The sequence below is a fragment of the Priestia endophytica genome (assembly GCF_026790145.1).
GTDB classification, from domain to species: Bacteria; Bacillota; Bacilli; order Bacillales; family Bacillaceae_H; genus Bacillus_I; species Bacillus_I endophytica_A.
In genome coordinates, this window is the sequence record NZ_JALAMS010000020.1 from 15,792 (window position 1) to 28,425 (window position 12,634).

Below are 12,634 nucleotides of genomic sequence, written 5' to 3' on the forward strand. Positions count from 1 at the left end.
ATAAAAAAGCCCCTTTTGAATGTAAAAGGAGCGTTATCAGCTACTCTATCTTGCTACTCTATCTTCCTAACCCATTTTGCCATTTCATCTGCTTTTTCTTGTGGAACAAGGTTTGCTGGCATACCACCTTTTCCTTGTGTAATAATCTTCTTAACTTCCTCTTGTGAAAGCTTCTCGCCAACCCCTTTTAATGCTGGGCCTGATACACCTTGGTACTGCTCTCCATGGCAGCTAATACAGGTTTGCTTATATATTTCCTCTGGACTTGCAGCTGTTTCTTCCTGCTTTGCCCCACCTTCCTTTTCCTGGGCAAGCTCTTTTTGATCTCCATTGCCTTTAAAGCCTAAGATGACCATTAGTAAAATGCCAAATGCCATGATGAAAAAAAACGGTACAAGTGGATTACGATTCATATCCGCTTCCCTCCCCTTTATATGTAGCGACAAGCTTCCTTACAACAGACAATTTTATTTTACTTGAAAACAGCATGTTTTGAAAGGGTTACCAATAAGATAACGCTAACTTTTTGGACAATTCAGAAAAACTTGTATAGATTATTAATTTTATTTTCTACATGTCCTTTTTATCTATTTTATTCCTTTTCTCTTCAAAAATGATTACGCTTTCGATTATAATTGTAAAGAGTAAATAAATATTTGCTTAGAGAGTTTGCAAATCGTTTTCTAATTGAGTAAAATAAAAGTCAAGAAGAGAATATGGTAAAAATAACAAGAAGAAGCATTGAAAGCCTTTTTAAAAAAGAGAATATGACCAAACATATAGCTAAAAAAGATAGTTTACTCCCAAAAGAAGCAAACTACCTTTTCTAAGCTGTCTGTATTCTATTCAAGGAAATCTTTTAAACGTTTACTACGACTAGGATGGCGAAGCTTACGAAGAGCTTTCGCTTCAATCTGACGAATACGCTCGCGTGTTACGCCAAACACTTTACCAACCTCTTCAAGTGTACGTGTTCTGCCATCATCTAAACCAAAACGTAAACGCAGAACATTTTCTTCACGATCTGTTAGTGTATCAAGAACATCTTCAAGTTGTTCTTTTAAAAGCTCATATGCCGCATGTTCAGAAGGTGATGTTGCTTCTTGATCTTCAATAAAGTCACCAAGATGTGAATCATCTTCCTCACCAATTGGTGTTTCAAGTGATACAGGCTCTTGAGCAATCTTTAAGATTTCACGCACTTTTTCAGGTGTTAAATCCATATCTTCAGCAATTTCTTCTGGAATTGGCTCACGACCTAAATCCTGAAGAAGCTGACGTTGTACGCGAATAAGCTTGTTAATTGTTTCAACCATATGAACTGGAATACGGATTGTTCTTGCTTGGTCAGCAATAGCACGAGTAATTGCTTGACGAATCCACCATGTTGCATACGTACTAAATTTGAATCCTTTACGGTAATCGAACTTTTCTACCGCTTTAATAAGACCCATGTTTCCTTCTTGAATAAGGTCTAAGAAGAGCATTCCTCGCCCAACATAACGTTTTGCAATACTAACAACAAGACGTAGGTTTGCTTCAGCTAAGCGACGCTTTGCTTCTTCGTCTCCTTCTTCAATTCGATGAGCTAACTCAATCTCTTCCTTAGCAGAAAGAAGATCAACACGACCAATCTCTTTTAAGTACATACGTACAGGATCATTGATTTTAACTCCAGGAGGAACACTTAAGTCATTTAAATCAAATTCTGAATCCTCAGCTTTAGCAAGATCTTGAATGTTTGGAGCGCTTGCTGTTTCTTCTGCTTCCCCATGAATTTCAATTCCTTGTTCACCAAGATACTCATAGAATTCATCCATTTGTTCCGACTCTAACTCAAAGCTTGACAGGCGTTCTGCGATATCCTCATATGTTAGTGCGCCTCGTTTTTTACCATTTTCCAAAAGTTGCTCTTTTACCTGATCGAGGGTTAATTCAGGTTCAAGTTGTTTAGAACGAGCTGACTTTTCAGCCATTTAGCCCCCTCCTTCCAATATTTACACTATATCAAACGTTAAGGTGCATTTTATAATGATCGCTTTTTTAAAGTTTTTGTCATCTCTAAAATTTCTTTCGCAATCATTGCTGCTTTTCTGTAATCTTTACTGCGTTCTGCTTCTATCTGCTCCTGCTTTTTCATTTGAATCTCATCATGAGCAGATTTCTTAGACAAAATCTCAAAAAGATAATCGTTAAAAACTTGTTCTGTTAATTCTTCTTGAAGTGGAATCATTGCAAGCTCAGAAACTAAGCGAGTTAGTTCTTTATCTGATATATACTGAACAAAGACGCTCAAATCAGCTTCGTGGCCTTCTTCGTAAAAAGCGTACAAATGGTTTGCTAATGCTTGGTGAAGATCAACGTTAAACTTGCCTTGCACCGCATTTTGTACACGTAAAGATACAATAGCATCTCGAAGCATATAGGCCAGCAAAAAGCGCTCTGCTTTCTGATAAGATGGTAATAACTGCGTTTGCGTATAAAGCTTTCTAGCTATATTATTTCTATTTCCTTGTGCATTATCCTTTTTTTGCTTCTGAACTTTGTTTATTTGAAGTTCCTGCTCTTTTAAAGCAGAGAGTGAAATAGAAAACTCATCACTTAACTGTCGTAAATAATGCTCCTTTTCTACTGCTTTTGTTAAAGTATTTACTTCTTTAAGAGCGGAATCAATATAATGCATTCGTTCTGCTTCGTTTTGAAGATCTTTTCCTCTCTTCAAATATCGTAGCTTAAAGGATGTGTATGTTAAACTATTCTCAATTACGCTCTGCCTAAATTTCAAAGCTCCAAACTCTTGGATATACTGATCTGGATCATATCCATCTGGAAGGGGAGCAACTTGCACATGACACCCTACTTCCTGTAAAATTGAGGCAGCTTTAACAGTTGCTTCTATCCCTGCTCCATCTCCATCGTAACAGATAATAACCGATTCTACATTACGGCGAATGATTTTCGCTTGTTCTACAGTTAAAGACGTTCCCATTGTGGCTACAGAATTTTCACATTCCGCTCCAACTGCAGCAATAACATCTGCATAACCTTCAAAAAGCAATACTTGTTCTTGCTTTCGAATTGCTTTTTTAGCAGCATGAAAGTTGTAAATTGTTTTGCTTTTTAAAAAGATAGGAGTTTCTGGACTGTTTAAATATTTAGGCTGTCCTTCCCCAAGTATTCTTCCGGAAAAAGCGATTGTTCTTCCTTGCAAGTCGTGGATTGGAAACATAATCCGATTACGAAAGCGATCAAAATATTCATTTCCATCATCTTTCTTAATGAGAAGACCGCATTTCTCCATCTCCTCAAGATTAAAACCACGCTTTGTTAGAAATTTAACAGCAAAATCCCAAGAATTAATGGTATAGCCTATCTCAAAACGTTTAATGAACTCATCTGTAAAACCACGTTGAAGTAAATAATCGTAAGCTTCCTGACCCTCTTTTGTGTTCACGAGTAAATGATGGTAGAATTTCTTTAGAAGCTCATGAGCTTCTATCATTCTGTTTGATGGCTGCTGTTCTTTTGTCTCGGAATTGTTAGTTTGTTCAACTTGAATTCCCACTTTACCAGCTAGCTTAGTTACAGCTTCTGTAAAAGAAAGCCCATCAATATCCATCAAAAAAGAAAAGGCGTTCCCACCAGCCCCACAGCCAAAGCAGTGATAAATCTGTTTGTCAGGGGAAACTGAAAAAGATGGTGTATTTTCACCATGAAAAGGACATAAACCAAAATAGTTTTTTCCTTGCTTTTTAAGCTGAACATGGTCGCCCACAACATCTACAATGTCAATGGAACGTCGAATCTGTTCTATTACTTCTTCAGGAATTTTTCCTCCCATTTCGAACAGCTCCACCTTAATTCATATTCTTCATAAATCTTTAAATTCCTTTAAGGTTCGACAATAATTTTATGAAGGATTCCTTGAAATTTTGACGATCATTTTCACTAAAGGAAGATGGCCCCCCTTTTGGGTAACGTCCAGCACGTCTTTCTTTAGCAGATGCGTAGCGAAAAAATAGAATTTGATCCATATCCTCTTTATTATAGTATTTCCCACGTGGAGATAGAACATAAACACCTTTCCCAATGAGCATACTTGCAAGCCCTGTATCTTGGGTAACGACGATATCTCCTCTTTGGGCCATATTCAAAATATAGAGATCAACTTCTTCTGCTTCGCTGTCGACATACTTCCATTCATTTTGGCCTTCGTCTTTTCTCATATGTGCATAAGAAGCGACAAATAGGACGTCTTGGTCGTACATTTTGGCGATTTTCGCAATCTCCTTATTCACTGGACAAGCATCACCATCGACAAAAACTCTGGAATTTCTACGGCTATATTTCTCTATTCTACATCCCTCCAGAGAATCCTTCTAAAAATCTTTTTTCTCTTTCCGTCTATTTATATACAGAATACGTGGTGAATTCCCACTTGAGAATGAAAAAATCCCATGTTAGGAAGTTTCGCTTCATACCACTAGTTTATTCGTTATAGACGGAGTCTAAACCTAAAACCAATCTTTTTATCACAATTTTTTATTATAATACAAATTATTAATATTTTCTACAGGAAATTACAAAGTTGTCCATCTGTTGAAGACACGAAGTGAATAGACAATTACAAACTAAATGCCTTCTTAGCGCTTATATAATTTGTTTAAAATAACTCCTGCTGTTTCTTCTACAGCTTTATTTGATACATCAATAACTTGGCAGCCAATTTTCCCTGCGACTTTTTCAAAGAAATCAAGCTCTTCTTTAATTCGTTCGATATTTGCATAAATAGCTCCATCATTTAAGCCTAAAGATTTTAGACGCTCTCGTCGAATATTATTAAGCTTTTCTGGACTGATCATTAAACCGATACATTTTTTAGCTGAAACTTGGAAAAGCTCTTGAGGAGGCTCAACTTCAGGAACAATAGGCACATTAGCTACTTTCAAACGTTTATGGGCAAGAAATTGAGAAAGCGGCGTTTTGGACGTTCTTGAAACACCAACTAAAATAATATCAGCTTTTAAAATACCGCGCGGATCTCGTCCATCGTCATATTTAACCGCAAACTCAATCGCTTCTACTTTCTTGAAATAGTCATCATCAAGCTTGCGAACAAGCCCTGGCTCATAACGTGGCTGAAGTTTGTAAGATGTCTGGATTTTATCGATTAAAGGACCAACAATATCAAATACAGGAACTCCATTTTCTTCTGCTTCTTTTAAAAGAAAAGCCCTCATTTTTGGTTTTACAAGCGTGAAACAAATAATGCCATCATTTAACTTAGCAAGTGCTACTACTTCGGATAATGTTGCGTAATCTTCTACATAAGGAATTCTTTTGATGATCGCTTCTGATTGATGAAATTGACTTGTTGCTGCTTTCACAACTAAATCAGCTGTTTCTCCTACTGAGTCTGATAGCACATATATAAATGGATTATTCATCAACATTTACATCCCCTTTTTCACTCATGAAATTTTTATTGATCATCTTCTGCTAAAGCAACAAGAAGTTTTGTGATATTTGTTTTCGTTATTCTGCCGACAACTTCATATCCATCAGGATGATCTTTCACAACAGGGACGGCGTCAATTTGTTTATCAATTAAACCTTTTGCAACTTCAACAAGTAAATCATCTCTAAGACAATAGGTGATATTAGGCATTCTTGTCATAATAATATTAACAGGAATCGAATTCAATTCCTGTTTCCCCATGCTTGCTCTTAATAAATCTTTTCGTGATAAAACTCCTACAAGATAAGACCTTTTATCTACTACAAATAACGTTCCCACATCTTCAAGAAACATTGTACAGATCGCATCGTAGACTGAAACAGATTCATTTACAACAACAGGAATCGACTGATATTCTTCTACCTTTATTTTACGAATTTTATCAGCTAGAAGCTGTGACCCGGTTTTCCCCGTATAGAAATAGCCTACTCGGGGTCTTGCTTCTAAGTATCCTGCCATCGTAAGAATTGCTAAATCTGGTCTTAACGTTGCTCTCGTCAAATTAAGACGTTCGGCAATCTGTTCTCCTGTAATGGGGCCGTTATCTTTTACAATTTGTAAAATATGCTCTTGTCTGTGATTGAGTTCGATCTTAATCACCACCTTAATTCAAAAAACAATATATGCCATACTCGACTATCATTATTATATACTAATTTAACAGTTATGAAAGGGAAATGCTTAGGTAGTCTATAAATTCATAAGAAGTGGCATTATGATTTTTCATTTACGTCATCAGAAAAAGTATCACGTAAAGAATCCATCTGTTTTAAGAAACGCTCAGATTTAAGCGTTAAACCAGATAATTCAGCATAGTACGTATCAATAATAAAAGCGAGCCTTTTTTTCGTTTCTTCTTTCAATGAAATACTTCCCAACCTTTTTAAGTCCATATAATAAAAAAGACGGAGCAGCTTAACAAGCATAGGCGATAATTTAATATGATACAGATCGTGTTCATAGCAACGATGGCAAAGTAGTCCTCCCTCTTTTGTAGAAAATGCAAAAACGCCATCGCTTGCACCGCAAATAGCACATCTGTTTAGCTGTGGTGCAATCCCTAATACATCAAGCATTTTTAGTTTATAAATAGAAAGAAGAACATCTTTGTCATATCCTTCATCAATATATGTTAAAGTTTGAAAAAGCAGTTCAAATAAAAATGGATTGCTTTTTCTAGATTCTGTTGCCCGGTCCGTTAATTCAACAACATAAGAAGCATACGCGGTTAAAAAGATATCTTCACGTATGCTTCGCATTGAGGCTATGATCTCTCCTTGACTAAGAGTTCCCATACCTGATCCTGATCCAGTTTGTATTAAAAAACTACCATAAGTAAATGGATGTGTAAGGGCTGACAAGCGACTGCTTGGCTTTTTAGCTCCTCTTGCCATAACCCCGATTTTTCCTAGCTCTCTTGTAAAAAGCGTTACAATTTTATTGCTTTCACCATAATGATTTGCACGAATGACAATACCTTCACATTTTTTTAACAATACGCTCACCTATTCGTTTATAGCACAAACGCTCTACAACATTGTTATATTATCATCCTCGGACAGTTCCGTCTGTGATGTGGGTTCTTCCACCTTCTTTTCCATTTCCTTAAAAAGAAGATAAGCGTCGATATTACCTGTGTTCTCAAATACTTTCCAGGTAAGATTTAACATGAAATACCCCTCCTAATCATCGGCTTACAATTTCAAGTTGCTTAAGATTAGAATAGCCATTTCAAAAGTAAATCATGTAACACAAAATTTAGTAAATCCCCACTTAATATTCGTCGGCTCTAAATCCAAAATCTCTAAGATGCGTGGAACGATTGCGCCAGTCTTTTTGAACCTTTACCCAAAGCTCTAGAAATACTTTAGATCCTAACAAGTTCTCAATATCTACTCGAGCACGTTTTCCAATCTCTTTTAACATTTTCCCTTGTTTCCCAATGATAATCCCTTTTTGCGAAGATCTTTCAACAACAACTGTTGCGCTAACATAAACAGCATTTCCACCTTCACGTCGTTCAATTGCTTCAATCGCAACAGCAATTGAATGAGGAATTTCTTCACGTGTTAAATGAAGCGCCTTTTCACGAATAAGTTCGCTAATAATAAAACGCTCAGGATGGTCTGTTACCTGATCTGCTGGATAGTATTGAGGACCTTCTGGCACATAGCGCTTTACTTGTTCTAGCAATGTATCAACATTGTTTCCTTCCAATGCTGAAATTGGAATAATCTCTTTAAAATCGTAAAGTTCTTTATATTGTTCAATAAGGGGAAAAAGCTCGTCTGGATGAATTTGGTCAATTTTATTCATCACTAAAAAGACAGGAGTGTTTGTTTCCTTTAAACGCTCGATAATAAACTCATCGCCGCGCCCAAAACCTTGTTCAACGTTCATCATAAATAAAACAAGGTCAACTTCACGAAGCGTATTTTGAGCCACTTTCATCATAAAGTCACCAAGTTTGTGCTTTGGTTTATGAATCCCTGGCGTATCAATGAAAATGACTTGTGAATCGTTGTCTGTATATACTCCTTGAATTTTGTTTCGGGTTGTTTGAGGTTTGTCACTCATAATCGCAATCTTTTGGCCAATTACTCTGTTTAAAAACGTTGATTTCCCTACGTTTGGTCTACCGATAATTGACACGAAACCTGATTTAAACTTTTGTTCACTCATGTAAATCCTCCGCTGTAAATGCGCCTGGCAGCAGTTCGCTTACTGTCATTTCTGCTACGTCGCCTTTTAAATTCGTTAAATATACTTTCATATCGCTTGGACACAGTTCTGAGATAACTTGTCGACATGCACCACAAGGGGAAACAGGACGATCTGTGTCTGCTACTACAGCAAGTGCTGTATATTGTTTATTCCCATCTGAATACGCTTTAAACAGCGCCGTTCGCTCCGCACAGTTACATAAGCTGTACGCTGCATTTTCAATGTTACATCCTTTATATACATCACCGTTTTCTGTTAGCAAAGCAGCTCCAACTTTGAACTTTGAATACGGTGCATAAGCAAGTTCTCTTGCTTTTTTGGCTTCTTCCATCAACGCTATTTTATCCATATTCATTCCCCTATTCACTCAGTAGTAAAATAAATACTATCAAAAACTATCTTCTCTCACAACTTTAAATTCCTAGATATGGCCAAAAAATAATTATGCCAATAACCACAGCTCCTATTGCATACACAAGCACAGCTCCTGCAGCAATATCCTTTGCCTTTTTAGCAAGATGGTGATAATCTCTTGTAACCAAATCGACTGTTTTCTCTATGGCTGTATTCATCATTTCTAAACTGAACATTCCCATAATCAAAAGAATAATCACAATCCACTCTATTTTTGTAATCCCGAAGTAGAAACCACCGCCCAAAGCTAAGATTCCCGCGAACGAGTGGATTTTAAGATGTAGCTCACTTTGAAAAGAGGTCTTTATCCCTGAGAAAGCATAAGAGAAGCTTTTGAGAAACGAATGTTTATCGTGTAAGCCCATAGCGTTCTAAAATTTCTGTTTGTCTAGTGAACATCTCTTTCTCTTCTTCTTCTGTTTCATGATCATACCCTAATAAATGCAAGAAACCATGCACAGCTAAAAACCCTAGCTCTCTCATAAAGGAATGACCATATTCTTCTGCTTGTTCCTCTGCTTTTGGAATCGAAATGATAATATCTCCTAAAGCTCGTGGTAAATCTTCACCAACAATTTCAAGCTCTCCTTCTCCCATTTCTTCCATAGCAAATGAGATTACATCTGTTGGCTTATCTTTCCCCCGATACTCTCTATTGATATCTTGAATAGCGTCATTGTCTACGAATGTCAATGACAGTTCTGCATTGCTCACTTCTTCCATTTGAGCTGCAAGCTTTAATAATCCGTGAATTTTTGTTTCTTGTTCTTCCGTTACGTTTCCTGTTTCGTCAATAAAATCAACTGCTAGAGTCATCTTCATTCTCCTTTTCTTTCTTCATATCCGGATATTCAATGCGCGAATGGAAAATACCATTTAATGTTTCACAAAGTGCTTTCGATACAGTTCCAAGCTCCCGTAGTGTTAAATCACATTCGTTCAACTGTCCGTCTTGAAGTCGATCTTTAATAATATTTGAAACTAAGTTTTCAATTTTTTCAGGGGTTGGATTTGACATCGATCTTACAGCAGCCTCAACGCTATCCGCAATGCCAATAATTGCTGATTCTTTTGTTTGTGCTTTTGGACCTGGATAACGGTACTCGCACTCAGATATTTCTTTTTCGCTTTTTTCTACTGCTTTGTAGTAGAAAAATTTAAGCAACGTTGTTCCGTGATGCTCCCGGGCAATATCTACAAATTCTCTTGGGAATTTGTGTTTCCGTAAAATGTCCGCTCCATCAACAGCATGTGCAATAATAATATTTTTACTAACCTCTGGAGGTAGACGGTCATGTGGATTCTTGATGTTCATCTGATTTTCAATAAAATAGTGAGGACGCCTTGTTTTTCCGATATCATGATAATAAGAGCCTACCCTTGCTAAAAGCCCGTTTGCTCCTATTGCTTCACAAGCAGCTTCAGCTAAGTTTGCTACCATTACGCTATGATGGTACGTTCCTGGTGTTTCAGTCAAGATTTTTCTTAACAACGGATGATTCGGATTTGAAAGCTCAATAAGCTTGATGCTTGATAAAATACCAAATCCTGCTTCAAAAAAAGGTAGAATTCCAATTGTTAAGACTGAAGATATAATACCAGAAGAAACGGCCATCAAGCTATAATAACCAACCTCCATATTATCAATCTGACCATTTTTCAGAAATACAATCGCAAAAATCGCCACAATGTTCATAAAAGCTATAAATAAACCCGCTTGTAAAATTTGTGATCTCCGCTGCTGGTGATTGATAAATAAGATACCAGCTATAGAGCTAATAAGGAAATAAAGAGCCATTGGCATATTAAAAACGTTTGTAACTTCTTGATTAAAGATAATACTCCCACAAATAGCTACAACAATGCTTGAAATAACAGCTACCTTCTCATTTAAAAGAAGCCTTAATAAAAGTCCTCCTGTTGCGACAGGAGCTAAATATCCCAGATCAGATATCTCTTGTTCCTGAAATAAACTAACAAGTTTTATGATTGTAATCGTAATCATCATTACGATTACATAAAGAACAAGAGGCTGATACGCCTTTTGATGAAATTCTTTTAAATAATATACGATAGCACTAATCATGATAACGACAAGCAAGCCAAGCCCAACAAACGGTGGAATAAGATGCTTATTATCTAATAATCCCACAAGTTGTAGCTGATGATAAATATCAGAGGTAATAAGCTGACCTTCTTCAACAAGAATTTGGCCTTGCTTAATACGAACAGGGTCGATTTTTTCCAATGCTTCTTGACGATTTTCTTTTGTTTTGTTCGGATCATAAACTACATTAGGAACAACAGCAAATTCAGCAATAGCTCTCATCGCTTCTTTCACATTATCATCAACATTTGCATACATAAGCTGATTTGCTGTATCTTTGCGTTTATTGCTAATATCTTGAACAGTGACGCGATTTTTCATCGTCTGATGGATAGCTGTAATAATGGTATCCTTAGCAGCTGAAAGCTGTTCTTTATCAGTTTTAACAAGCGTTTCAAATACATCTTCTGATAAGCCTCGAGAAGCTTCCTTTGGCATCGTCTCTTTGAGCTGACTTTTAACATCTACAATTTCTTCATCCGTAATTCCTTTGTTTTGTTTCTTGAAATCATCTACAGCGTTAAAAATGGACTCTACAAGGTCTATTCGATTTTGGGCATATTCCGTTTTTAACGTATATACATCTGCAACAGATTCCTTTGCTTCCTCACGCTTTTTCTCTGTACTCTCCTTGTCTTCTATCGTAATAGGAGCGTACACAGTTTGTTTTGAGATGGTGAATTTTCGTAAATCAAGCTCTTCTGGCTTTACGTTGTTATACATTATGGAAAATAGAAATATTCCTAACAAGGCGTACAGACCAATCTGGATGAATTTCAGTTTATTCAACTGTTCCATCATTTGTTTCCATAGCTTTAACACAACCTTGTTCCCCCTTTAAAGTAAAAACAAACGCTGTACTGTACTTCATTATGTAAAAAAGACCCTATCCTTAGGGAAGGGTCTTAGCTGTGCTTGTCATAGGCTTCAATAATTTTCCCAACAAGCGGATGACGGACAACATCAGACTGTTCTAAGTATATAAAAGAGATGCCTTTGATGGAAGCTAAAAATGTTTTAGCTGCTTCAAGACCTGATGACTTTACTCCTTTTGGCAAGTCAACTTGAGAGATATCTCCTGTAATAACCATTTTAGAACCAAATCCTAAGCGAGTTAGAAACATCTTCATCTGTGCTTGTGTTGTATTTTGAGCTTCATCTAAAATAACAAACGCATCGTCAAGCGTTCTGCCGCGCATGTAAGCAAGAGGAGCAATTTCAATAACCCCACGCTCAATTAATCGACCTGTATGCTCTGTTCCTAATACATCGTGAAGAGCGTCATACAACGGTCGTAAATAAGGATCAACTTTCTCCTTAAGATCACCAGGCAGGAATCCTAAACTTTCTCCAGCTTCAACAGCGGGTCTCGTTAAAATAATGCGTTTTACATGTCCATTTTTCAAAGCATTAACAGCCATTACAACGGCTAAATATGTTTTCCCCGTTCCGGCTGGTCCAATGCCAAATACAAGATCATTTCGCTTCATTGCTGAAATGTAGTGTCTTTGTCCAAGCGTTTTAACTCTTATTGGTTTTCCCTTTACATTACGAGCAATCTCTTCTTCATAAAGATCGACAAAAAATTCAAGCGATCCTTTTTTACCCATTTCAATGGCATATACAACATCTCTTTCTGAGATTGTTATATTCTTTCTAATTACGGCTAACAGTTTTTTTAGTACTTCTTCTACTACTTGTACTGCTTCCGCATCGCCTGAAACGCTCACCGTTTCACCGCGCGTCACAATAGACACATTCATTTCTTGTTCAATACGTCGTAAGTTTGCATCTTGAGTACCAAACAAAGCAACAGCTTCATTTGGGTTATCAACCTGTAAATTCATCGTAACTAGCTGTTCTGCCATTCT

General features: G+C 36.8%; 14 protein-coding genes. All 14 read right to left on the reverse strand.

The annotated features are described in order from the left end of the window. Positions 1-53 precede the first annotated feature (53 nt). The gene (gene cccA, locus MOC86_RS16365) at positions 54-413 is read right to left on the reverse strand and encodes a cytochrome c550 (protein ID WP_243517617.1); all 360 of its coding nucleotides are present in this window, start codon (positions 411-413) and stop codon (positions 54-56) included. A gap of 429 nt (positions 414-842) precedes the next feature. Beyond that, positions 843-1,976, reverse strand: a complete 1,134-nt coding sequence (rpoD, locus tag MOC86_RS16370) for an RNA polymerase sigma factor RpoD (protein WP_019391450.1) — start codon at positions 1,974-1,976, stop codon at positions 843-845. Between the two features lie 50 nt (positions 1,977-2,026). Continuing rightward, entirely contained in the window at positions 2,027-3,841 is a 1,815-nt protein-coding gene (gene dnaG / locus MOC86_RS16375) for a DNA primase (RefSeq protein ID WP_268585117.1), read from the reverse strand. Positions 3,842-3,881: 40 nt separating this feature from the next. Then, positions 3,882-4,298 carry a YaiI/YqxD family protein gene (locus tag MOC86_RS16380; RefSeq protein ID WP_231573073.1) on the reverse strand — a complete coding sequence of 139 codons (417 nt, stop codon included), beginning with the start codon at positions 4,296-4,298 and terminating at the stop codon, positions 3,882-3,884. 345 nt (positions 4,299-4,643) lie between these two features. Next, positions 4,644-5,447, reverse strand: a complete 804-nt coding sequence (locus tag MOC86_RS16385; RefSeq protein WP_268585118.1) for a pyruvate, water dikinase regulatory protein — start codon at positions 5,445-5,447, stop codon at positions 4,644-4,646. Positions 5,448-5,482: 35 nt separating this feature from the next. Continuing rightward, positions 5,483-6,121, reverse strand: coding sequence for a helix-turn-helix transcriptional regulator (locus MOC86_RS16390; RefSeq protein ID WP_026009479.1), 639 nt, complete (start codon positions 6,119-6,121; stop codon positions 5,483-5,485). 110 nt (positions 6,122-6,231) lie between these two features. Then, positions 6,232-7,014: a DNA repair protein RecO gene (gene recO / locus MOC86_RS16395; protein ID WP_268585119.1), complete on the reverse strand. Its 783-nt coding sequence runs from the start codon at positions 7,012-7,014 to the stop codon at positions 6,232-6,234. 33 nt (positions 7,015-7,047) lie between these two features. Next, positions 7,048-7,188, reverse strand: a complete 141-nt coding sequence (locus MOC86_RS16400; RefSeq protein ID WP_019391444.1) for a YqzL family protein — start codon at positions 7,186-7,188, stop codon at positions 7,048-7,050. 103 nt (positions 7,189-7,291) lie between these two features. Beyond that, positions 7,292-8,200, reverse strand: coding sequence for a GTPase Era (gene era, locus MOC86_RS16405; RefSeq protein WP_019391443.1), 909 nt, complete (start codon positions 8,198-8,200; stop codon positions 7,292-7,294). Further along, positions 8,193-8,591, reverse strand: coding sequence for a cytidine deaminase (locus MOC86_RS16410; RefSeq protein WP_111921918.1), 399 nt, complete (start codon positions 8,589-8,591; stop codon positions 8,193-8,195). The genes era and MOC86_RS16410 overlap by 8 nt, the downstream gene beginning before the upstream one ends. A 64-nt stretch (positions 8,592-8,655) precedes the next feature. Continuing rightward, positions 8,656-9,021, reverse strand: coding sequence for a diacylglycerol kinase family protein (locus tag MOC86_RS16415; RefSeq protein ID WP_268585120.1), 366 nt, complete (start codon positions 9,019-9,021; stop codon positions 8,656-8,658). After that, positions 9,005-9,472: an rRNA maturation RNase YbeY gene (gene ybeY / locus MOC86_RS16420; RefSeq protein WP_268585121.1), complete on the reverse strand. Its 468-nt coding sequence runs from the start codon at positions 9,470-9,472 to the stop codon at positions 9,005-9,007. Before ybeY ends, MOC86_RS16415 begins: the two co-directional genes overlap by 17 nt. After that, a complete protein-coding gene (locus tag MOC86_RS16425; RefSeq protein WP_268585274.1) occupies positions 9,456-11,564 on the reverse strand; it encodes an HD family phosphohydrolase in 2,109 nt (702 codons plus the stop codon). The genes ybeY and MOC86_RS16425 overlap by 17 nt, the downstream gene beginning before the upstream one ends. 104 nt (positions 11,565-11,668) lie before the next feature. Continuing rightward, positions 11,669-12,631, reverse strand: coding sequence for a PhoH family protein (locus tag MOC86_RS16430; protein ID WP_061802023.1), 963 nt, complete (start codon positions 12,629-12,631; stop codon positions 11,669-11,671). Between the last annotated feature and the right edge of the window lie 3 nt (positions 12,632-12,634).

What these genes read in the sequence shown, in the direction of transcription:
- cccA (WP_243517617.1), bottom strand. Translation starts at nt 413, where the DNA reads ATGAATCGTAATCCACTTGTACCGTTTTTTTTCATCATGGCATTTGGC.
- rpoD (WP_019391450.1), bottom strand. Translation starts at nt 1,976, where the DNA reads ATGGCTGAAAAGTCAGCTCGTTCTAAACAACTTGAACCTGAATTAACC.
- dnaG (WP_268585117.1), bottom strand. Translation starts at nt 3,841, where the DNA reads ATGGGAGGAAAAATTCCTGAAGAAGTAATAGAACAGATTCGACGTTCC.
- MOC86_RS16385 (WP_268585118.1), bottom strand. Translation starts at nt 5,447, where the DNA reads ATGAATAATCCATTTATATATGTGCTATCAGACTCAGTAGGAGAAACA.
- MOC86_RS16400 (WP_019391444.1), bottom strand. Translation starts at nt 7,188, where the DNA reads ATGTTAAATCTTACCTGGAAAGTATTTGAGAACACAGGTAATATCGAC.
- era (WP_019391443.1), bottom strand. Translation starts at nt 8,200, where the DNA reads ATGAGTGAACAAAAGTTTAAATCAGGTTTCGTGTCAATTATCGGTAGA.
- MOC86_RS16410 (WP_111921918.1), bottom strand. Translation starts at nt 8,591, where the DNA reads ATGGATAAAATAGCGTTGATGGAAGAAGCCAAAAAAGCAAGAGAACTT.
- MOC86_RS16415 (WP_268585120.1), bottom strand. Translation starts at nt 9,021, where the DNA reads ATGGGCTTACACGATAAACATTCGTTTCTCAAAAGCTTCTCTTATGCT.
- ybeY (WP_268585121.1), bottom strand. Translation starts at nt 9,472, where the DNA reads ATGACTCTAGCAGTTGATTTTATTGACGAAACAGGAAACGTAACGGAA.
- MOC86_RS16425 (WP_268585274.1), bottom strand. Translation starts at nt 11,564, where the DNA reads ATGATGGAACAGTTGAATAAACTGAAATTCATCCAGATTGGTCTGTAC.
- MOC86_RS16430 (WP_061802023.1), bottom strand. Translation starts at nt 12,631, where the DNA reads ATGGCAGAACAGCTAGTTACGATGAATTTACAGGTTGATAACCCAAAT.